Origin of the sequence: Paludibacterium flexuosum (assembly GCF_037076605.1) — a bacterium.
Taxonomy (GTDB): domain Bacteria; phylum Pseudomonadota; class Gammaproteobacteria; order Burkholderiales; family Chromobacteriaceae; genus Paludibacterium.
In genome coordinates this window covers 1,657,692-1,679,481 of record NZ_AP029060.1, presented here as the reverse complement: position 1 = coordinate 1,679,481, position 21,790 = coordinate 1,657,692, and the positions used below count along the sequence as shown (strand labels likewise).

Below are 21,790 nucleotides of genomic sequence, written 5' to 3'. Positions count from 1 at the left end.
GCCGAATACAAAATTGATTCTGAGCCAGGATGGTTTCATCCTCGTTTGGATTCAACTTTGGGTAATTGTATGTATCGACGTTTTGCCGGTAGAGGTATCGGCAAAGCGAGTGCGCAAGGCCCTTGAAATGATAGGGTCAAGCGAGTAAGTGCATCTGGTGGATGCCTTGGCGATCATAGGCGATGAAGGACGTGTAAGCCTGCGAAAAGCGCGGGGGAGCTGGCAATAGAGCTTTGATCCCGCGATGTCCGAATGGGGAAACCCGGCCCTTAGGGGTCACTCCCACCTGAACACATAGGGTGGGTAGAGCGAACGCGGAGAACTGAAACATCTAAGTACCCGCAGGAAAAGAAATCAACCGAGATTCCGTGAGTAGTGGTGAGCGAAAATGGAAGAGCCTGTACGTTTTAGCCGTTGAGTTAGTGGAAGAGTCTGGAAAGGCTCGCCGTAGTGGGTGATAGCCCCGTACACGAAAACTGAATGGTGGCACTGAGCGTACGACAAGTAGGGCGGGACACGAGAAATCCTGTCTGAAGATGGGGGGACCATCCTCCAAGGCTAAATACTCATGATCGACCGATAGTGAACCAGTACCGTGAGGGAAAGGCGAAAAGAACCCCGGGAGGGGAGTGAAATAGAACCTGAAACCGGATGCATACAAACAGTGGGAGCCTCGCAAGGGGTGACTGCGTACCTTTTGTATAATGGGTCAGCGACTTACGTTCAGTAGCGAGCTTAACCGAATAGGGGAGGCGTAGCGAAAGCGAGTCCGAATAGGGCGCTTCAGTTGCTGGGCGTAGACCCGAAACCGAGTGATCTATCCATGGCCAGGATGAAGGTGCGGTAACACGCACTGGAGGTCCGAACCCACTAATGTTGCAAAATTAGGGGATGAGCTGTGGATAGGGGTGAAAGGCTAAACAAACTCGGAGATAGCTGGTTCTCCCCGAAAACTATTTAGGTAGTGCCTCATGTATCACTTCCGGGGGTAAAGCACTGTTATGGCTAGGGGGTCATTGCGACTTACCAACCCATGGCAAACTCTGAATACCGGAAAGTGCAAGCATGGGAGACAGACGGTGGGTGCTAACGTCCATCGTCAAGAGGGAAACAACCCAGACCGCCAGCTAAGGTCCCAAATGATCAGTTAAGTGGTAAACGAAGTGGGAAGGCCCAGACAGCCAGGATGTTGGCTTAGAAGCAGCCATCATTTAAAGAAAGCGTAATAGCTCACTGGTCGAGTCGTCCTGCGCGGAAGATGTAACGGGGCTCAAACTGATAACCGAAGCTGCGGATTTGCACGCGAGTGCAAGTGGTAGGGGAGCGTTCTGTAGGTCTGTGAAGGTGTGTCGAAAGGCATGCTGGAGATATCAGAAGTGCGAATGCTGACATGAGTAGCGATAAAGCGGGTGAAAAGCCCGCTCACCGAAAGCCCAAGGTTTCCTACGCAACGTTCATCGGCGTAGGGTGAGTCGGCCCCTAAGGCGAGGCAGAAATGCGTAGTCGATGGGAAACTGGTTAACATTCCAGTACTTTCATACAGTGCGATGGGGGGACGGAGAAGGTTAGGTCAGCCAACTGTTGGAATAGTTGGTTCAAGCTGGTAGGCGGGACACGCAGGCAAATCCACGTGTTCGTTAACGCCGAGAAGTGATAACGAGGGTCTACGGACCTGAAGTGACTGATACCCTGCTTCCAGGAAAAGCCTCTAAGCTTCAGCTGTATGAGAACCGTACCGCAAACCGACACAGGTGGGCAGGAAGAAAATTCTAAGGTGCTTGAGAGAACTCAGGAGAAGGAACTCGGCAAATTGATACCGTAACTTCGGGAGAAGGTATGCCTCTTAGGGTGTAGGACTTCGCGTCCGAAGCTTTGAGAGGTCGCAGAGAATCGGTGGCTGCGACTGTTTATCAAAAACACAGCACTGTGCCAACACGAAAGTGGACGTATACGGTGTGACGCCTGCCCGGTGCCGGAAGGTTAAGTGATGGGGTGCAAGCTCTTGATCGAAGCCCCGGTAAACGGCGGCCGTAACTATAACGGTCCTAAGGTAGCGAAATTCCTTGTCGGGTAAGTTCCGACCCGCACGAATGGCGTAACGATGGCCACACTGTCTCCTCCTGAGACTCAGCGAAGTTGAAATGTTTGTGAAGATGCAATCTACCCGCTGCTAGACGGAAAGACCCCGTGAACCTTTACTGTAGCTTTGCATGGGACTTTGAACAGACTTGTGTAGGATAGGTGGGAGGCTATGAAGCGTGAACGCTAGTTTGCGTGGAGCCGTCCTTGAAATACCACCCTGGTGTGTTTGAGGTTCTAACCTAGGTCCGTGATCCGGATCGGGGACAGTGCATGGTAGGCAGTTTGACTGGGGCGGTCTCCTCCCAAAGTGTAACGGAGGAGTTCGAAGGTCACCTAGGTACGGTCGGAAATCGTGCTGATAGTGCAATGGCAAAAGGTGGCTTAACTGCGAGACCGACAAGTCGAGCAGGTGCGAAAGCAGGACATAGTGATCCGGTGGTTCTGAATGGAAGGGCCATCGCTCAACGGATAAAAGGTACTCCGGGGATAACAGGCTGATTCCGCCCAAGAGTTCACATCGACGGCGGAGTTTGGCACCTCGATGTCGGCTCATCACATCCTGGGGCTGTAGCCGGTCCCAAGGGTATGGCTGTTCGCCATTTAAAGTGGTACGCGAGCTGGGTTCAAAACGTCGTGAGACAGTTTGGTCCCTATCTGCAGTGGGCGTTGGAAGTTTGACGGGGGCTGCTCCTAGTACGAGAGGACCGGAGTGGACGAACCTCTGGTGTACCGGTTGTCACGCCAGTGGCATCGCCGGGTAGCTAAGTTCGGAAGAGATAACCGCTGAAAGCATCTAAGCGGGAAACTCGCCTGAAGATGAGACTTCCCTGAGGGCTAGACCCTCCTGAAGAGTCGTTCGAGACCAGGACGTTGATAGGTCGGGTGTGGAAGCGCTGTGAGGCGTGAAGCTAACCGATACTAATGGCTCGTGAGGCTTGATCCTATCATTTGATGGGCTTTGTGCCCGATACATACGAATTCAAAACCAAACGGCTTCTGCAGTTTGTAGACAGTTTATGTCTGGCGGCCATAGCGAGGTGGTCCCACGCCTTCCCATCCCGAACAGGACCGTGAAACGCCTTAGCGCCGATGATAGTGCGGCATTCGCCGTGTGAAAGTAGGACACTGCCAGACTCCCCATGCAAAGCCCAGACCTCAGGTCTGGGCTTTTTGCTTTGTGGTGCCGCAGGAGGCGCGATGAGCAAAAGCCCAGATCGATGATCCGGGCTTTGTGGTGTGTCGCTTCCCGACGGGACAGAAGGCTGTGGGCCTACTGCTTGGCGCCCGGCAACGTCTGCGCAAGCCGCACGGCGACATCCTTGCTCCAGCTGTCCAGCCAGTCCTGGAAGTGACTCATCGAAACGGCCTCAGAGCCGTTCTTGTTCTCATGGCGCAGGCCATAGCCCCCCGCCACCATTTGTCCGGTCTGGGCATCATCCAGCTGACCCACGGTCGAGAGCTTGACGATATATTTCTGCAAACCCGTTGCCCGCCGAGCCAGGTTAAAGACCATTTTGATCGGCAAAACATCGGAGACTTCAAACCCTTGAGGACTCTGCTCAATGTGCGTGACGGCGATGCGCAGGATGATCACTCCCGGGCCTGGCTGGTCGGTCACTTTCAGGCCCTGTGCCTGCAAGGCCTTGGTCATGGTTTGCTGGAACAGCTGGGCAGCCTGGCCCGTTTCGTCACTGACCAGTGCCTGCCACTGTTTGTCCTGCTTCTGCTCCAGAATGACCAGCGGCGCTACCATGATCTGGTTGTATTGCAGCAGGTCCGCCCCGGGTTTGAGGTAGTAAAACTGCCCCGGATAGCCTTTCAATGGCTTGAATTGGGACTTGGGGATATTGAACAGCAACTCCGGCTGAATCGTGGACGGCGCAGGGTCAGCCGCCATGGCCAACTGACAGGACAGTGCCAGCAGCGTGCTGGCACACAGGCATTTGAGGCTTCGCTTCATGATCACCCTTATACAGGTAGCGCTGCGGGGTTGTCGGATGACTTCGGTTGGGTTGTTGGGTGGAATGTCCCAAAACATCATCATATTTTAGACAGTAGGTATCATCAAATGTCCCGATATGAACATGAAAAATGACGTTCAGGCGGGGCGCCAGATGAAGGGCTCGCTCATGACCTGGAGCTGATCTTCTTTCGGGCCGGCTTCCAGCAGGCGCAGGCGCAGGTCACGCTGGGAGGCATCCAGCAGCGTATTCAGATGGATGCGCAGTTTACGGATTTGCGTGTCATCGGTCAGATGATCGATCTGGCAATAGACTGAAGCGGTGGCCTGGGAGCTCTGCTGACGGATGGCCGAAGCCCGTTCGACCAACTCTTTCTGTTCGGCAATACGAGCCTGAATCTGCTGATTGATTGCCGCCGCGGCCGTCAGTGATGGCGTGATTCGTGCCTTGATCTTCAGCAGATTGGCCTTCTGCTCCTCATTGAGTACCAGTTCCTTGCGTTGCACCTTGCCGGCAATCGCCAGATAGTTGCGCACATCCGGGTCGGCGACCAGTGCGTCATACTTCTTGCGCATCTCCTCGATTTCACCGGTGATTTCGCTGCTGCGAAAGCGCATTTCATTGATGCGGGCATTGAGCAGGCTGAGATCTGGCAACACCACCGAGACCATGGTCGGCGTATTGCGCCGGCTGTGCGCCTGCTCGATATGAACCTGACGACCGGCCATCTGGCTGCCGTGTGCCGCCTTGATCCGGATTTCTTCGCCGACAATGCAACAATTCACGGCAGACTCGATCTCGATGTGCTGACCGATCACAAACACATTCTCGGCCCGGCTCAGGGTAATCGTGCCCTTTTTGGCGATGACCGTTGCATTGCTGGTCAGTCCGTCGATGTGGATGTCGCCATCCTCATTGATGGCCGAGCCGCCGACCAGGTTCTGCTTCAGCTGAATGGTGCCGCCCTCGGAGATCACTTCGCCGAAGACATCGGCCATCACGGTAATGCTCTTGCCTCGGACGACCCGTTTTTCCTGGATCTCGCCATGCTCTTCAAAGTGCTCGCCCTTGAGCGCGATGTCACCGGTGGTTTTCAGACTGACGCCTGAGTAATTGATGATTTTTTCCGTGACGGCGATGCGATTGCTGGCAGTGTCGATATTCAGGAAACCGTTGATACGGGCGACGATGAATTCCCCTTCCGCGGTCTGTTCGATCGCCGTCCCTTCCCCCGCCAGCACCCGCAGGTCGAAGTCATCCGGCAGTGGTGGCTCGACGGGTTTGCCTGACAGGCTGAAGCCCGGCAGACCAAGTTCACGCGGGGACTTCTGCATCAGCCGATCGCCCGCTTTGACCTGGGGGAAGCGATTACCGAAGTGGCGCAGATCGATGGCGCCATTGGGAAGTTTGAGCGGTGCGTCATCGCGGCGCATCTGGCTGCCGACTTCGACCAGGTTGGCATCCTTGCCCGGTGTGACCGGCAGGGCATGGGCAACGGCGATACGGGCATATTTGTTGCTGCCGATGGTCGCGCGTACCACGGCCTCATCAATGCCATAGCGGATCCCCTTGACCCACATGGCGGCGACAAACTCGTCAAAATCCAGCGTCGCTTTAACCTGAACAACTTTCTGGTCGAGGCCGATGACATCCTGTGTGCCGTCTTCGAGTTCTTCATAGATCGGCACCGAGATGGTCTTGTCCATCATCACCGGTTCGAACAGGTATTCGGCGCTGTCATCCGCGAGAAAGGGATTGCGATACAGCGCCTGCCGATTGGCGGGAAAGGGCTGGATACCTGTTGCAATGCGAACCTTGCCGACCTTGCTGATGCTGGCCGCCGCCCGGGTCGCCAGCATTTCCGGCGTGTACTGGCTGATGAGGCGGAGAAAGGCAGGATAGTCGAGGTTTTGCAGGCAATAACCGGCGGCAAACATGCGGTCGACGAATTCACAGAACAGCGCGGAAGAGTCCATCCTGCCCAGATCGACCCACACGCCCTGCTCATTGAGCTCAATGAAAGGGGGATCGCCGAATTCGCGAAGAAGGGAAGGCTGACTCGTCTGCATGATGTGACGCTTGATCCGGGAAATTTATGACAAAGGGAAATGCTGATTATGCCTGAATTGGCTTCTTCAGCATGGCTTTTTGTCATCAAATTTCAAGGAGCGATTTGCGTCACAAGATCCGGTAGATCAGACGGTCGATCCGGACGCGGCTCAGTCGTGTCAGCAGCTTGCGGACACGCTCCGGATACTGGCGCAGGGTCTCCAGTTCGCGATGTTGCTGGATGGTGCGGGTGTGGCGGTGAATGGCATCCAGCTCCTGCTGCTTCAGCGCCTGCAGCTCCCCGTGTGGATCATGGATCAACAGGGCATTTTCCAGATCGAGACTGAACGCGCGCGGGTTGAGATTGTTACCGGTGAGCAAGTGGTAGTGATCGTCGACCCAGATGCCCTTGAGGTGGAAGCTGTTGGTGCCGTCCTTCCACAAGTGCAGCTTCAACTGGCCATTGAGCAGGGCTTTGCGGTGCTGTTTGGCAAAACGGCGCAGATTGACCTCATACAGATAGGGCAGTGCGCCGATGGCCTTGAAGGACTCATGTGGCGGGATGAAGAAATCGTTGGCGGTCTTGTCGCCGACGATGATCTCCAGCTGGACGCCGCGCTGGATCAGACGGTTGATTTCGCGGGTGACCGGCTTGGGAAAGTTGAAATACGGGGTACAGATGATGACCCGTTCGCGGGCACTGGACAGCAGGTCGAGCACATGGCGATTGAGCGGGTTGTTGCGGCCAATGCCGATCAGCGGCGTCACCGCCAGACCGTTCTGCGCCTCCAGGCTGGCATGCGAGACATCATAGCGTGCCATGGCCAGTTGTCGGCGCAGCAGGCGGATCTCCCGCCGCAACAGGCGTGTCGGCGGACAGTCCGCCTGATCCAGACGGTGCACGGCCGGCGAGGACAGCAGATACTGGCGGGTAAAGTTGACCAGGGCATCGGCCAGTTCACGACAATGCAGCAGGTGGTAGCGGTCGTGGCGGTATTTGTCCTGATACTGCAGATAAACCTCGTTCAGGCTGGCACCGCTGTACAGCACGGTATCATCGAAGACGAAGCCCTTCAGGTGCAGCACGCCGAACAGCTCGCGGGTTTGTACCGGGACACCGTAGACCGGAATGGCACCGTCGTGCGCGTCACTGCTGGCCCGGTACCAGGCTGCATTGCCGGCCTGCTTGCCCGCGCCGATCAGTCCGCGCTGGGCTCTGTGCCAGTCGACCAGTACCCGCACATCCAGCTCCGGGTGGGCGCGGCGGGCCGCCAGCAGGGCCTCCATGACTTCATGGCCGGCGTCATCGTCCTGTAAATAGAGCGCCGTCAGATAGATGCGCTGGCGCGCACGGGCAATCTGCTGCAGCAGCACCTGGCGAAAGTCGGCGGCGCTGGTCAGGGTTTCCACCTCGGCGGCGGTCAGAGGAAAGCGCGGTAATTGTTGCAGTGTCGGACGTGGATAGAGAAGCGCCATGATTTATTAGTATGCCAGCGTGCAAGCAGAACTCAGTATCTTACCACCATGGTTATCAGCAGCCCAGCCGGTCCCGCAAGCGGTAGAACGCTACGCCCATCCGGATCAAGGCATTGTCAGCCAGTCCGCGCAGGGGGATCGGCGCAACAGGTAGGCCCGATAGCAGGTCGAAGCCGCTCGTGTCCTGCTCGATACTGCGGGCCATCAATTCGCCGGCCAGACCGGTCAGGGCGACGCCGTGGCCGGCAAAGCCCTGCGCGTACAGAATGCGCTCGGACAGGCGTCCGAACTGGGGGGCCTTGTTCAGGCCCATGTCGATCAGGCCGCCCCAGCTGTATTCGATGGGGGTGCCGGCCAGTTGTGGGAAAATGCGTACCAGCTCTGCCTGACGCTCGGCACGAATGCTGGCCTGATCGCCCTGCGGCCGTTTCAGTCGGCCGCCAAACAGCATGCGGCCATCGTCGGACAGGCGGAAATAGTTGAGCACATGCCGGCTGTCGCAGATCGCCGCATGGCGGGGTAGCAGGCTGGCGTGCAGCTCGGGTGCCAGGGGGGCGGTGGCAATGATGTGGGATTGCACCGGCAGGAAGCGTCGCGCCAGGTCGGGGCGCAGTGCGCCAACGTCGACATTAGTGGCCAGGATCAGATGCTCGGCCCGCACTGTACCGCCCTGCGCGGTCTGGACTTGTACGCCCCTGGCGTCGGTCACGATCTGCGAGACCCGGCTGCGCTCGAACAGCCTGGCGCCCTGTGTGCTGGCGGCTCTGGCCAGTCCCTGTGTGTAGCGCAAGGGGTGCAGATGGCCGCAACCGGGGTCGTACAGACCGCCAAGATAGGCCGGAGAGTCGATCTGCTCGCGCAGTGCGGCGCCTTGCAGCAGCTCGGTCCGGCCATAGTCGAGCTGTTGCAGCAACTGTTGCCAGTCAGCCAGCCCCTTCAGTTGGCGCCGGGTCTCTGCCACGGTGACATAGCCCCAGTGCAGCTGGCAATCAATCTGATGGCGTTCAATGCGGGACTTGAGCAGTGCGACCCCCTGCAAGGAAAGATCCCAGCTCAGGCGAGCCCCGGCTGCCCCGAGGTGCCGGACCAGCAGGGCATGCGGACAGGCGTAGCCGTGCAGGACCTGACCGCCGCTGCGGCCGGAGGCGCCGAATCCGACCAGCCCCCCTTCCAGCAAGACGCAGGGAATGCCTCGTTCTGCCAGCGACAGGGCGGCGCTGACCCCGGTGAGTCCGGCGCCGATAATGCAGACCGCGGTATCCAGCGTGTGGTTTTCCAGGGCAGGGTAGCTCGCCGGCGTGCCGGCGCTGTGGGCATACCAGGAGTCGATATGCTGTCCCTGAAAGGTGTCGAGGTGTGGAGCCTGGCGCATGAGCGGTTTCCGTGGCGGCATGGGTGGATCCATCTTCGCGGTGAGTCTGGCCGGATGTCAATTGTCTGACTGCCTGTGGCTGGTAATCTGACATCAGGACGGGAAACGCGCCGAATCACGCATGGCATGGATGGTGGAAATGTGCAAAAATTCAGCTAACTTGACGAATTGTAGGTTTTTCCATGCTGGACCGGGACGGATACCGCCCCAATGTCGGAATTGTCATCATCAATGCCCGGAATGAAGTCTTCTGGGGCAAGCGTGTGCGCGAGCACTCATGGCAGTTCCCGCAGGGGGGCATCAAACCGGGCGAAAGCCCTGAGGCAGCGATGTATCGCGAGCTGCTGGAAGAGGTCGGGCTGTTGCCGCAACACGTGAAGATTCTCGGCCGAACCCGTGACTGGCTGCGTTACGAGGTGCCGTCCAACTGGGTTCGACGTGAATGGCGTGGCAGCTACAAGGGACAGAAACAGATCTGGTTCCTGTTGCGCCTGACCGGGCGCGACTGCGATGTCTGCCTGCGCGCCACGAATCATCCCGAGTTCGACGGCTGGCGCTGGAGCCCCTACTGGGCGCCGGTGGATGCCGTGATCGAATTCAAGCGGGACGTCTATGAGCGCGCCCTGCGCGAACTGTCCCGTTTTACCAAAGGCCTGGAGACGCGCGAAGAATTCCTGACGCGTCAGCCTCCGGCGGCGGTGCCGGATCGTCAGGCCTGATTTCCCGTTGATGTGGCAGGCGCCTCCTGGTGGGGCGCCTGCTTTTGTTTGATCGATCATTCGTGACTCAATGCCATGACTCAACAATACGACGAATCCTCGGTACGCGTTCTCAAAGGGCTGGAACCAGTCAAAGAGCGGCCGGGGATGTACACCCGCACGGTCGACCCGACGCATATCTGCCAGGAGGTGATCGACAACGCGGCTGACGAGGCGCTGGGTGGGTTTGCCCGCAAGATCGCGGTCACCCTGCACCAGGATGGCTCGCTGTCGGTCGAAGATGACGGGCGCGGCATTCCGGTGGGCGAGCATCCGACCGAGAAGCTGCCGGTGGTCGAACTGGTGTATACCCGGCTGCACGCCGGCGGCAAGTTCGACAAGAAGGATGGCGGTGCTTATGCCTTTTCCGGTGGTTTGCACGGGGTCGGTGTCTCGGTGACCAATGCCTTGTCGACCCGGCTGGAGGTGGAGGTCAAGCGCGAGGGCGGCGTGTGGCGCATCGTGTTTGCCGGCGGCGACGTGATTGAGCCGCTGGCCCGCATCGGCGACTGCGGTGCCCGCACCAGCGGGACCCGGGTTCGTGTCTGGCCTGACAGCAAATACTTTGAGTCCCCGCGCTACTCCATGACGGAGCTGGAGCGCATGCTGCGCGCCAAGGCCGTGCTGCTGCCCGGGGTGGCCGTGAGTCTGACCATCGAGCGTGCGGGGGGCGACGAGATCAAGTCCTGGCACTATCCCGATGGTCTGAAGGGCTACCTGGCCGAGCTGTGCAACGGCGACGAGCCGGTGGCGCCGTTTTTCGCCGGCGAGAACTTCATTGGTGCCGAGCACGAACAGTTTGCGCCGGGTGAAGGCGTGCAGTGGGCGCTGGCCTGGTTCGAGGACGGGGCTGGCGGCGAAAGCTATGTCAACCTGATTCCTACGCCTGCCGGCGGTACCCATGAAGCCGGCATGCGTGCCGGGATCTTCGAGGCGGTGAAGAGCTTCATTGATCACCACAATCTCTTGCCCCGCGGTGTCAAGGTCATGGCGGAAGACGTCTGGAGCCGGGTGCGCTTCGTGCTGTCTGCCCGGGTGCTTGACCCGCAGTTCCAGGGGCAGACCAAGGAAAAGCTGACCAGCCGCGATGCCCTCAAGCTGATTGCTGCGCTGACGCGCGACCCGACCGAGCTGTGGCTCAACCAGCATGTGGAAGCCGGTAAAAAAATTGCCGAGCTGGCGATCCGTCAGGCGCAGAGCCGTCTGAAATCGGTCAAGAAGGTGGAGAAGAAAAAGGGCTCCGGCGTGGCCGTGCTGCCGGGCAAGCTGACCGATTGCGAGAGCGAGGATATCGAGCGCAACGAACTGTTTCTGGTCGAAGGCGATTCGGCCGGCGGCTCGGCCAAGCTGGCGCGTGACAAGGAATTCCAGGCCATCCTGCCGCTGCGCGGCAAGGTGCTCAACAGCTGGGAAACCGACAAGGATCAGCTGTTTTCCAATGCCGAAATCCACGATATCGCCGTTGCCATCGGGGTCGACCCGCATCTGCCGGGTGAAAGTGCCGATCTGTCCGGTCTGCGCTATGGCAAGATCGCCATCCTGTCCGATGCCGATGTCGACGGCTCGCATATCCAGGTGCTGTTGCTGACCTTGTTCTACCGCCATTTCTCTGCGCTGATGGGTGCCGGTCACATCTTTATTGCCCAGCCGCCGCTGTTCCGGGTCGATGTCCCGGGACAGGGCAAACATCGTCCGCCGAAGAAGCTGTATGCGCTGGATGCCGACGAGCTGGAGGCGATTCTGGAACGGTTGCGCAGTGAAGGGGTGCGCGAGGGCAACTGGAGTATCAGCCGCTTCAAAGGCCTGGGCGAAATGAATCCCGAGCAGCTCAAGGACACCACCATGCACCCGGATACCCGTCGGCTGGTGTGTGTGCGCATGCGTCCGGACAGCAGCGAGGAAACCCGCCGCATGTTCACCATGCTGATGGGCAAGGGGGAGGCGGCCAGCCGGCGCAGCTGGATGGAGGCGCGTGGTAACGAGGTGGAAGCCGATATTTGACCGGTGCAAGCCCCGGTTGCGGCGATATAATGCTGGCTGAATAAATGACGAGCTGATCATGACACAACTGAAAAACGATCTTTTTTTGCGCGCTTTGCTCAAACAACCGGTCGAGCATACCCCAGTCTGGATGATGCGCCAGGCAGGGCGCTATCTGCCGGAGTACCGCGCCACCCGGGCCCGCGCCGGCAGTTTTCTCGATCTGTGCAAAAACCCCGAGCTGGCTTGTGAGGTGACCTTGCAGCCGCTGGATCGTTTTCCGCTCGATGCCGCCATTTTGTTCTCTGACATCCTGACTGTGCCGGATGCCATGGGGCTGGGGCTGTATTTTGCCGAGGGCGAGGGCCCGAAGTTCGAGCGCCCGCTGCGTGACGAAGCGGCGATCCGCCAGTTGGCGGTGCCCGATCCGGAAGAGGAGCTGGGCTATGTGATGGCGGCTGTCCGTACTATTCGTCGCGCGCTGGATGGCCGTGTGCCCTTGATCGGCTTTTCCGGCAGTCCGTTCACCCTGGCCTGCTACATGATCGAAGGCGGCGGCAGCGACGACTTCCGCCACACCAAGGCGATGCTGTATTCGCGTCCCGAGTTGCTGCATCACATTCTGTCGGTCAATGCCGAGGCGGTGACGCGCTATCTCAACGCCCAGATCCTGGCCGGTGCTCAGGCCGTGCAGATCTTCGATACCTGGGGAGGGGCGCTGTCCCGTGCCGCCTACCTGGAATTCTCCCTGCCTTACATGCAACGCATCGTGCAGGGCCTGATTCGCGAGCACGAAGGGCGGCGCGTGCCCTGCATCCTGTTTACCAAGGGCGGCGGCCAGTGGCTGGAAGCCATGGCAGATAGCGGCGCGGATGCCCTGGGGCTGGACTGGAGTACCGATATCGCCGACGCCCGTCGCCGGGTCGGCGACCGGGTGGCCCTGCAGGGAAATCTTGATCCTTGCGTGCTTTTTGCCTCTGCGCCGGCGATTGAGGCCGAAGTGGCAAGAATTCTCCAGGCCTACGGCCCGGGCAGCGGCCACGTTTTCAATCTGGGTCATGGCATTTCCCAGCACGTCGATCCTGAACATGCGGCGGTGCTGGTTGAGGCGGTTCACCGCCTGTCTGCGCACTGATATAGCCTCAGTACCGCCGTGGTTTTGTCCGCCGCGGCGGTTTGTCGGTCCGCTGGCCGGCCATGGGGTAGTGACTGTTTTTGTCCTGCCCCAATTTACGGATTGACATCTGCCCGGTCTGTTGTTCTAAGAGTTATGCACACGAGCTAGTCTTTTGCCGTATGCTTGTCAAGCCCCCGGTCGGTCAAAAAACTGCTGTTTGTAAGTCATTGAAAAATAAAGCCTTTAACATTTGATTAATTTTTGTGCAATCTGTTGGTCGTGTGTCTGACCCTCGGTTTTGAGCCCTGGCGCAAGGGTTATGCACAAAGTTGTCCACAGAGGCTGTGCACAGGAAAGGCAAAGCCTTGTCGGAGCTAGATTTGCAGCCGGACAGCCCGCCTGCGTCCCCATCGCTTTCGGTAGAGGTAGCACTGGACGTCCCTTTGTGGACCACCTTCCATTACCTGACCGAACAGCCCCTTTTGCGTGGTCAGCGCGTTCAGGTTTCCTTCGGTTCGCGACGCATGTGTGGCGTCGTCACAAATAGTTTCAACGAAAACAAAGGTTATGCCTTTCGCATGAAACATGTCGGGGAGGCGTTTGATGAATTGCCGCCCTTGCCGGAAGACTTCCTGGCGCTGGTGAACTTCGCCGCCAGTTACTATCACCACCCCTTCGGTCAGACGCTGTTTACCGCTTTGCCGACGGCCTTGCGCGAGCCGCGCGCCGTGCGCCTGGCCGATCGCCAGGTCTGGCAATTGACACCTGCCGGGCGCGCCGCAGTGATCCCGCCGCGCCACAAAGTACGCTTTGCCCTGTGGCAGGCGCTGTCTCAGGGGGATTTGACCCCCGAGGCTGTACGTGAGCTGGCGCCCGGGGGCGCGGCCATCCTGAGGCAATGGCAGCAGGACGGCTGGGTTCGGCGTGCGACACCTGCGGCCGGGGCGGCGCAGGTCCAGGGTGCCATGCCGCTGACGGCTGAACAGCAGGCCGCATTCGACACCATCCAGTCAGCTCAGGCGCCCTGCAAGCCCTGGGTACTGCATGGCGTCACCGGTAGTGGCAAGACCGAGGTCTACCTGCATTTGATCGAGCAGCAATTGCGTGCCGGTCGTCAGGTGCTGGTGCTGGTGCCGGAAATCAACCTGACGCCACAGCTGATTGGCCGCTTCGTGCAGCGCTTCCCTCAGACGCCGCTGGCGCTGTTGCACAGCAATGTGGCCGATGGCGAACGGCTCAATGCCTGGGTGGACGCCTGGCAGGGGCGGGCACGCATTGTCATCGGCACCCGTCTGGCTGTGTTCACCCCCCTGCCGGAGCTGGGCATGGTGATCGTCGACGAGGAGCATGACGCCTCGTTCAAGCAGCAGGATGGTCTGCGCTACCATGCACGTGATCTGGCTGTCTGGCGTGCCCACCGTGCGGGTGTGCCGATCGTGCTGGGCAGTGCCACGCCCTGCCTGGAAACCCTGGCCAATGTCGAGGCGGGTCGCTATCGCCGTCTGGTGCTGGCGGAGCGGGCGCATCGATCGGCCAGTCTGCCCCAGGTGCGCCTGCTGGATGTGCGCCGTGTCCGGCGCAGCGAGGGCATGTGCGACGAGGTCATGGCGGCGCTGGCCGAACGGGTGCGCAAGCGGGAGCTGAGTCTGGTGTATATCAACCGCCGGGGCTTTGCCCCGGTCGTGGCCTGCACCGAGTGCGGCTGGATTTCCGGCTGCCCGCGCTGTAGTGCCAAGCTGGTGGTCCATCTGCTGGAACGCAAGCTGCGCTGCCACCATTGTGGCTGGGAGGAGCCGGTGCCTCATGTCTGTCCGGAGTGCGGCAACACGGACATCAAGCCGCTGGGTGAGGGGACGCAGCGTCTGGAGGCGGCGCTGGCGCGTGCCTTGCCCGGGGCCCGCATCTTGCGCATCGATCGCGACACCACGCAGCGACGCGAGGCCTGGCACGAGATTTACCGTCAGGTTCAATCCGGTGAAGTGGATATTCTGGTCGGTACGCAAATGCTGGCCAAGGGGCACGACTTCGGTGCCTTGAGCCTGGTGGTGATTCTGAATGCGGACGGCGCGCTGTATTCGGCCGACTTCCGTGCCTCGGAGCGCTTGTTTGCCCAGTTGATGCAGGTCGCCGGTCGCGCGGGGCGGGCGGACCGTCCGGGCGAGGTCTTGCTGCAGACGCAGTGGCCTGAGCATCCGCTGTATCAGGCACTGGTGGCGCATGATTTTGACCACTATGCCCGGGTTCTGCTGGATGAACGGCGCCAGGCCGGCTTTCCGCCCGCCACGTTTCAGGCGCAGCTGCGTGCCGATGCCCCGACGCTGGCCGAGGCGACCGCCTTTTTGCAGGATATTCGCGCCCGGCTGGCGCCGCAGGCGCAACAGGCCGGCGTCATGCTGTGCGGGCCGGCACCGGCCCTGATGGTGCGTCTGGCCAATCGCGAAAGGGCACAGCTGGTGCTGGAGTCTGCCGAGCGCAGCGGCTTGCATCAGTTATTGAATCATTTGACGGTCTGGTTGCCGGAGCAGGCCAGTGGACGAGGTTTGCGCTGGTCTCTGGACGTCGATCCACAGGAAACATGATGAGAAAACCGAAGATGCGCCAGAAATTGATCATGCTCGCCAGCGGAATGCTGATTAGTCTGTCAGCCCATGCGCTGGATCTGCACGGTCTGCCCGCTCAGAGCCTGGCCTTGTGGGTCGCCCCGGTGGCCTCCGCCGACGTACAGACGGCCTATCGCGCCGATGTGCCAGTCAATCCGGCTTCCACCATGAAACTGTTGACCAGCTGGGTGGCGCTGGAGCGGCTGGGGCCGGACTTTACCTGGCAGACGCGTCTGATGGCCAGTGCCCCGGTGAAGGACGGCGTGCTGCAGGGCGATCTCTGGTGGGTGGGTGAGGGGGATCCCCGCTTTTATGCCAGTCGGCTGAGCGAGTTGCTGACGGGCCTGCGCCAACGCGGCATTGTCGGGGTCGCCGGTCGTCTGATGCAGGATCGCACGGCCTACAGCCGGCTGTCGCAAGCTGATGGCTTTGATCCGGACGGCGGTGAAAGCTTCATGGCGCCGCCAGATCCGCTGTTGACCAATCTCAATGTGGTCTGGCTGCGATTCTTCAATGATGCGCAAGGGCCGCGCGTGGTTCTGGATCCGCCGCTGGCCGGCGTGCATGTCCAGGCCAGTCTGACGCGCGGTGGCGACGAGGCTTGCCCGGATGTACGACGCTACGTACGCATGGCCGTCACGGGCAGTGATATCCGCGTCAGCGGTGCGCTGCCGCCGGCCTGCGATGGCCGCATGGCCTATCTGCAGCCTCTGGCGCCGGAAACCTTTGCCGCCGCGGCCTTCCGGGGTCTGTGGCAGGCGCAGGACGGCCGCGGGCTGCAGGGAGATGGCAGTGGCAAGGTGCCGGAGGATGCCCGCGTGCTGGCCGAGGTGAGTTCCGAACCGCTGGCACGCATCCTGCCGGACATGAACAAATTCAGCAGCAACCCGATGGCGCGTTCGTTGTTCCTGACGTTGGGGCGGCAGTCTGCGCAGCGTGGCGACACGGTGGCGGATGCCGAGCGTGCCGTCAGACAGACGCTGGCGGCGCACCAGATTCCGGACCAGGGCCTGGTCCTGGAGAATGGCGCCGGACTGTCGCGTGTCGAGCGCCTGCCGGTCAGTTTGCTGGGCGAGGTATTGCGCACGGCCGCACGTGGCCCGTATGCCAGTGAACTGATGGCCAGCCTGCCGCTGGCCGGTCAGATGGGCACCCTCAGGCGGCGTTTTGTCGATCTGGGGCCGGCGCTGCGGCTGAAAACGGGAACGCTGAAAGATGTGGTGGCGCTGGCGGGGTATTGGCAGCGCCGGGATGGTCAGCGTCTGGTGATTGTGGCGGTGGTGAATCATCCGGAGGCCGCCAGTCTCAAGCCGTCGCTGGACGCCGTGGTACGTGATGCAATTCGGCAGTTTGAGCCAGGCGGGATATAATGATTGATTGTTAATGGCTTGCCCCAATCTGAGAGGGATCAGCCACGTTGCAAGGAAACCTCATGAGTCCCGTTGTCATGTATACCACGGCGGTTTGCCCCTATTGCCAGCGCGCCAAGATGCTCCTGGCCAGCAAGGGCGTGACCGATATCCGTGAAATTCGCGTTGACCTGGATCCGGCCGAGCGCGAAAAGATGATGACCCTGACCGGTCGTCGTACCGTGCCGCAGATTTTCATCGGTGAGACCCATGTGGGGGGCTGTGATGATCTGATGGCGCTGAACAATGCCGGCAAGCTGGATGTCTTGCTGGGGCAGTCGGCCTGACGTCGGTGACGCTGGCCGGTCTGGTTTGCCGTCATCATTCGTGCGATGATGCCGGCCAGCGAAATAATGCAGTATTCCTACGACAGTTTCCCATCGTTTTGGGCTGTCATTTTTGACCAAACCAGCAGGTGAGATTCTCAGTATGAGCGAACAGCAAGCGCAGCAAGAGCAACAACAACCGGTCTTCTCCATCGACAAGATCTACGTCAAGGACATGTCGCTGGAAGTGCCGAATGCACCGGAAGTTTTCCTGGTGCAAGTGCAGCCGGAGATCGACATGCAACTGGCTTCCGAAGCCAAGCAGATCGAAGACGGTTATTTCGATTGCTGCCTGACCGTGACCGTCACGGCCAAGGTGGATGACAAGACGCTGTTCCTGGCCGAAGTGGCCCAGTCCGGTATCTTCCAGATTCGCAATATTCCGGTTGAAGACATCGATCCGATCCTCGGCGTGGCCTGCCCGAACATCCTGTTCCCGTACGCACGTGAAACCGTGTCGAACATCGTCAATCGCGCGGGCTTCCCGCCGGTTCTGCTGTCGCCGATCAACTTCGAAGCCCTGTACATGCAGCAGCGTGCTGCACAGGCCGAAGCCGGGAACGCCTGATGACCAGCCGGCGTCTTGCATGGCTTGTGGCCCTCCTGGCAATGGCCAGTGCGCCCCTGGCGGTCGCACTGGAGTTCCGTTCAGTCAAGGAAACCGGCTCCGTGCTGTACGAGGCGCCGGCATTGTCGGCCAAAAAGCTGTTTGTCGTCAGCCGCTACTACCCGGTCGAGGTGCTGAATACCCAGGATGCCTGGTCGCGGGTGCGTGATGCGACTGGCGGCATTGCCTGGTTGCCCAGCGCCGCCTTGTCTGCTCAGCGGACCCTGTTGGTGGTGAATGAGCGGGCCGATGTCCGCGCCAGTGCGGCGTCTAACGCCCAGGTGGTGTTTTCGGTGCCAAAGAATGGCGTGCTGCAGCTGATTGATCCGCCGGTGAACGGCTGGGTGCATGTCCGCCATCGCGACGGCAGCAGTGGTTACGCCAATATTTCCGATCTGTGGGGCCTCTAGCATGAAGCTTGCCGTTCTTGGTGCCGGTGCCTGGGGTACGGCCCTGGCGATCTCCTTTGCCCGTCATCATGATGTCGTGCTGTGGTCGCGCAATGGGGCGCAAGTGGCCGAGCTGGCAGCCAGCCGGGTCAATCAGCGCTACCTGCCCGATGCCCCGTTTCCGGAGCGTCTGACGCTCAGTGCGGACTTGCCTCGTGCCATTGCCGATGCCGATTTGCTGTTGATTGCCACGCCGATCGCCGGCCTGCGCCCGGTGTTGCGGGCGCTCAAGGCCTGTGCGGGGACGCTGGCACCGGTACTCTGGGCCTGCAAGGGCTTCGAGGCGGGTTCCAGCCTGCTGCCGCACCAGGTGGTAGCGGAAGAGTTGCCGCCGCAGCATCCCTGCGGTGTGCTGTCCGGACCGAGCTTTGCCCGCGAAGTCGCGACCGGCCTGCCGGCGGCGGTGACCATTGCCTCGGATGACGCGGCCTTTGCCGAGCGCATTGTGCGAGAGTGGCACAGTCCGCTGCTGCGTCTCTATGCCAATGATGACCTGATCGGGGTAGAGGTTGGCGGCGCAGTCAAGAATGTCATGGCGATTGCCACCGGGGTGGCCGATGGTCTGGGATTTGGCCTGAATACCCGTGCGGCACTGATTACCCGCGGGCTGGCCGAGATTACCCGCCTGGCCATGGCGCTGGGGGCCAGCCAGAAAACCATGATGGGGCTGGCCGGCATGGGGGATCTGATCCTCACCTGTACCGGTGCCCTGTCGCGCAACCGTCAGGTTGGCCTCCGTCTGGCCGAAGGTTTGCCGCTGAGCCAGATTCTCGATGAGCTTGGCCATGTGGCCGAAGGGGTGCCCACCGCCCGCGAGGTGCTGACTATGGCCGAAAGGCTGGAGGTGGACATGCCGATCACGGCCGCGGTCTGCGGCCTGCTGTATTACGGCGCCGAGCCGGCACAAGTGGTGGATGAGTTGTTGAGCCGTTCGCCCAAGTCCGAATCCTGATCCTGAATTCATGCCCGCCGTGTTGCGGCGGGCATGTCTTGTTTTGCCTCCCTTTTTGTCCAGTCTCAGGGCTTTGCCGCCGTCGCGGCGGGACGAGCCATGCGCAGCAGCAGCCAGGAGAGTAGCGGCGCTGTCAGCATGAGAAGCTGCAGTGGCCATAATCTGTCGTGGGGCAGCAGGCTGATCAGTTGTGTGACGCAGGCTGCCCCGCCCAGCTGCAGGCAGCCATACAGAGCCGCCGCTGAGCCAGCGATATGTCCGACCGACGAGAAGGCCAGCGCATTGGTATTGGGCCAGACCAGTGCCGCGCCGAACCAGTACACCATCAAGGCCAGCACCAGGCCACCCAGACCCAGCGGCAGCCAGGACAGCGCCAGCATCAGCAGGGCGCCTGCCAGCATGCAGGCGAGGGCCAGCTGCAGCATGCCTGTCAGTCCCCGTTGCTTGACCAGCCTGCCGTTGCACCAGGCGGCCAGCCCATAACACAGTCCGCCCCCTGCGCCGGTCAGCCAGCCAAAGAACACACCAGATTGCCCGTATTGGCTGGTCAGCAGTACCGGACCCATGCTGAACCAGGCGAAATAACTGCCATAACAAACAAACGTCATCAGTGCCACCCGCAGAAATGCCCGGGTGCGCAGCAGTTCGGCATAGCCTTGCCACAGTCCTGACAGACTCAGCGCCTGCCGATGGTGGCTGGCCTGGGTTTCCTGAAAGGCAAAGTGCAAAACAGCCAGCGCCAGCAGGGCATAGCCCAGTAAAAAAACAAAATTGGCCCGCCAACTGATCAGGTGGCTCAGATAGGCACCGATCAGCGGCGCTGCCGGCATGATGAACAGGATCAGGACGACAAAATAGGAGGCGTAGCGCGACAAGGCTTCGCCACTGAACAGGTCGCGGAACACCGCGCGCCAGATGGCGGCACAGGCGCCGGCCCCGGCCCCCTGGATGGCTCTGGCCAGCAGCAGGGTGTCGATGGATGGGGCCAGCGCCGCCAGCAAACTGCCTGCCATGGCGATCAGGCAGCCCAGGGCCAGCACCCGGCGACGTCCAAGCATGTCGGACAGCGGGCCATAGCCCAGCTGCGACAAGGACAGGGTGGCCATGTACACCGCCATGCTGAGCTGCACTTGCCCGATGCTGACGCGGAAGTCACGGGCGATGGCCGGCAGGGCCGGGGCATAGACATCGGCGGCCAATTGCGCAAAGCAGGCAATCAGCACGATGGCGGCTAACTGGCGCCACTGAATGGGAGGGGCAGACTTCATGTTCTTGGCCTTCATCAAAGAAATTGACTGATCAGTCAATCAATGTTGTGCGCACTTTACGCATGATTGACCGATCAGTCAATAACGATACAATGACGGATTCTGATGGCGGACAGGCAGCATGAAAGCAGATAACAAACGGGAACGGATTCTGGCGGCCGCGCGCGCGCTGTTCGTCGAGCATGGCTTCGCCGGTACCTCCATGGGCAATATCGCCAGGCAGGCGGGGGTCAATCACAGTCTGGTATTCCACTATTTTGACAACAAGGACACCCTCTGGCGGGCGGTGAAACAGGCGATTGTGCAAGAAGAGCCGCAGGGCATCCTGCCGGATACCGGCCTGGCGTTTGCCGATTTCATGCAGGCGCTGGTGCGTAACAATGTGCGCTTTTACAGCGATAACCGCGATATTGCGCGCATGATCCACTGGCAACGCCTGCAGCAGTCTTCGTCTGCCCGCATCGGGGTAACCCAGTCGGAGTCGGCCGGGCAATGGCTGGCGGCCATTGCGCATTATCAGCAGACTGGCGATATCGATCCTGGCCTGCGTCCGGCGTTTGTGCTGACCCTGATCCTGTCGGCGACCAGCAGCTTCGCCCTGGATCAGAACAGCATGGTGGAAACGCCGGAAGACCGGGCTGCCTGGCTGTCATTCTGTGCCGAACGTCTGGTGCAGGCCTTGCGCCCGCCGCCCGCCAGCGGACAGTAAGCGTCGTCCCTTATTTGGCGACGCTGTTGCGCACCGTGTCGATCATGGCGCGTTCCTGTCTTTCTCTTTCTTCGGCCTCTGCCTGAGCGCGGGCGGCTTCTTCGGCGGCTTGCTGGCGCAGTGCCGCCTCTGCTGCCTCGATGGCCTGCATGACCGGCAACATCTGATCGAAGCGAAAATCATCCAGGGTGTCGCGCAGCCGCTCGGCATACAGCACATTATTGTCGGCATCGGCAATGATGATGGATGGCGCGGTGTAGCCGGACAGTGGGTATTCAGTGATCAGCACGCCAAAGTGCTTGTGGAAGTCACGACCGCGCAGGGTGGAGAGCAGGGTGACGCCGGGCAGCCCGCGCTCCTTGCGTACCCGACGCAGTGTCGAGGGGGAGTCGACCGTGACCACCACCACCTGAACCGTCGGCCAGCGCTCGAGAAAGCGCAGGGATTCCCGCAGCAGACGCATGCCGCCGTGTTCATCTTCATCCAGGGAAAGCAGGGTGATGATGGCCTTGGGCTGGCCGGAAAACTGGCCCAGTGCCACGTCATTGAATTGACCATCGACCAGCATGAAGCTCGGCAGATGAGAGCCCTGCGTCGGAAAGTCGCCGATCAGCGGCAGGATTTCCTCGCCATACAGCAGTCTGAACTGGTTCATCGCAAACTTCCTCCATGTTT

The 21,790-nt window shown here is 60.4% G+C and carries 16 protein-coding genes and 2 rRNA genes; 12 read left to right on the top strand and 6 right to left on the bottom strand.

Annotated features, from left to right (window positions below; translation table 11 throughout):
* Nucleotides 1–134: 134 nt before the first annotated feature.
* A 23S ribosomal RNA gene (locus AACH39_RS07910) occupies nucleotides 135–3,025 on the top strand.
* A 76-nt stretch (nucleotides 3,026–3,101) separates the two neighbouring features.
* Nucleotides 3,102–3,216, top strand: a 5S ribosomal RNA gene (rrf, locus tag AACH39_RS07905).
* 136 nt (nucleotides 3,217–3,352) lie between these two features.
* Here rrf and AACH39_RS07900 read toward each other — a convergent pair.
* The 4 genes from AACH39_RS07900 to AACH39_RS07885 all read right to left on the bottom strand — a co-directional run bounded on the left by AACH39_RS07900 (nucleotide 3,353) and on the right by AACH39_RS07885 (nucleotide 8,940).
* A complete protein-coding gene (locus tag AACH39_RS07900) occupies nucleotides 3,353–4,042 on the bottom strand; it encodes a DUF3313 domain-containing protein (RefSeq protein ID WP_215781190.1) in 690 nt (229 codons plus the stop codon).
* Between the two features lie 138 nt (nucleotides 4,043–4,180).
* On the bottom strand, nucleotides 4,181–6,112 hold the full coding sequence (locus AACH39_RS07895) for a flagellar assembly protein A (RefSeq protein WP_215781192.1): 1,932 nt from the start codon (nucleotides 6,110–6,112) through the stop codon (nucleotides 4,181–4,183).
* A gap of 109 nt (nucleotides 6,113–6,221) precedes the next feature.
* On the bottom strand, nucleotides 6,222–7,568 hold the full coding sequence (pssA, locus tag AACH39_RS07890; protein WP_215781194.1) for a CDP-diacylglycerol--serine O-phosphatidyltransferase: 1,347 nt from the start codon (nucleotides 7,566–7,568) through the stop codon (nucleotides 6,222–6,224).
* Nucleotides 7,569–7,623: 55 nt separating this feature from the next.
* On the bottom strand, nucleotides 7,624–8,940 hold the full coding sequence (locus AACH39_RS07885) for an FAD-binding oxidoreductase (protein WP_338621238.1): 1,317 nt from the start codon (nucleotides 8,938–8,940) through the stop codon (nucleotides 7,624–7,626).
* Nucleotides 8,941–9,122: 182 nt separating this feature from the next.
* Here AACH39_RS07885 and AACH39_RS07880 point away from each other — a divergent pair, with 182 nt between their 5' ends.
* The 9 genes from AACH39_RS07880 (at nucleotide 9,123) to AACH39_RS07840 (ending at nucleotide 19,138) form a co-directional block, all read left to right on the top strand.
* Nucleotides 9,123–9,659 (top strand): RNA pyrophosphohydrolase, encoded by a 537-nt coding sequence (locus tag AACH39_RS07880; RefSeq protein ID WP_215781207.1) that lies wholly within the window; start codon nucleotides 9,123–9,125, stop codon nucleotides 9,657–9,659.
* Nucleotides 9,660–9,734: 75 nt separating this feature from the next.
* Entirely contained in the window at nucleotides 9,735–11,699 is a 1,965-nt protein-coding gene (gene parE / locus AACH39_RS07875) for a DNA topoisomerase IV subunit B (RefSeq protein ID WP_215781210.1), read from the top strand.
* A gap of 58 nt (nucleotides 11,700–11,757) precedes the next feature.
* Complete coding sequence (gene hemE / locus AACH39_RS07870) at nucleotides 11,758–12,813, top strand: uroporphyrinogen decarboxylase (protein ID WP_215781212.1); 1,056 nt, start codon at nucleotides 11,758–11,760, stop codon at nucleotides 12,811–12,813.
* A gap of 347 nt (nucleotides 12,814–13,160) precedes the next feature.
* Nucleotides 13,161–15,374 carry a primosomal protein N' gene (locus AACH39_RS07865; RefSeq protein WP_338621237.1) on the top strand — a complete coding sequence of 738 codons (2,214 nt, stop codon included), beginning with the start codon at nucleotides 13,161–13,163 and terminating at the stop codon, nucleotides 15,372–15,374.
* A complete protein-coding gene (gene dacB, locus AACH39_RS07860) occupies nucleotides 15,374–16,765 on the top strand; it encodes a D-alanyl-D-alanine carboxypeptidase/D-alanyl-D-alanine-endopeptidase (protein WP_338621236.1) in 1,392 nt (463 codons plus the stop codon). The genes AACH39_RS07865 and dacB overlap by 1 nt, the downstream gene beginning before the upstream one ends.
* A gap of 62 nt (nucleotides 16,766–16,827) precedes the next feature.
* On the top strand, nucleotides 16,828–17,091 hold the full coding sequence (gene grxC, locus AACH39_RS07855) for a glutaredoxin 3 (RefSeq protein ID WP_215781214.1): 264 nt from the start codon (nucleotides 16,828–16,830) through the stop codon (nucleotides 17,089–17,091).
* 142 nt (nucleotides 17,092–17,233) lie between these two features.
* Nucleotides 17,234–17,698: a protein-export chaperone SecB gene (gene secB, locus AACH39_RS07850; RefSeq protein WP_215781216.1), complete on the top strand. Its 465-nt coding sequence runs from the start codon at nucleotides 17,234–17,236 to the stop codon at nucleotides 17,696–17,698.
* 26 nt (nucleotides 17,699–17,724) lie between these two features.
* The gene (locus tag AACH39_RS07845; protein WP_338621235.1) at nucleotides 17,725–18,147 is read left to right on the top strand and encodes an SH3 domain-containing protein; all 423 of its coding nucleotides are present in this window, start codon (nucleotides 17,725–17,727) and stop codon (nucleotides 18,145–18,147) included.
* 1 nt (nucleotide 18,148) lies between these two features.
* Entirely contained in the window at nucleotides 18,149–19,138 is a 990-nt protein-coding gene (locus AACH39_RS07840) for an NAD(P)H-dependent glycerol-3-phosphate dehydrogenase (protein ID WP_338621234.1), read from the top strand.
* 65 nt (nucleotides 19,139–19,203) lie between these two features.
* Here the strand turns inward: AACH39_RS07840 and AACH39_RS07835 are convergent, their stop codons facing one another.
* Nucleotides 19,204–20,406, bottom strand: coding sequence for a Bcr/CflA family efflux MFS transporter (locus AACH39_RS07835; protein ID WP_338621233.1), 1,203 nt, complete (start codon nucleotides 20,404–20,406; stop codon nucleotides 19,204–19,206).
* A 121-nt stretch (nucleotides 20,407–20,527) separates the two neighbouring features.
* Between AACH39_RS07835 and AACH39_RS07830 the strand changes: the two genes are divergently transcribed.
* Complete coding sequence (locus AACH39_RS07830) at nucleotides 20,528–21,115, top strand: TetR/AcrR family transcriptional regulator (protein ID WP_215781225.1); 588 nt, start codon at nucleotides 20,528–20,530, stop codon at nucleotides 21,113–21,115.
* Between the two features lie 10 nt (nucleotides 21,116–21,125).
* On the opposite strand, the gene AACH39_RS07825 is transcribed toward AACH39_RS07830, so the two are convergent.
* Nucleotides 21,126–21,770 carry a redoxin family protein gene (locus AACH39_RS07825; protein WP_215781227.1) on the bottom strand — a complete coding sequence of 215 codons (645 nt, stop codon included), beginning with the start codon at nucleotides 21,768–21,770 and terminating at the stop codon, nucleotides 21,126–21,128.
* Nucleotides 21,771–21,790: the final 20 nt, after the last annotated feature.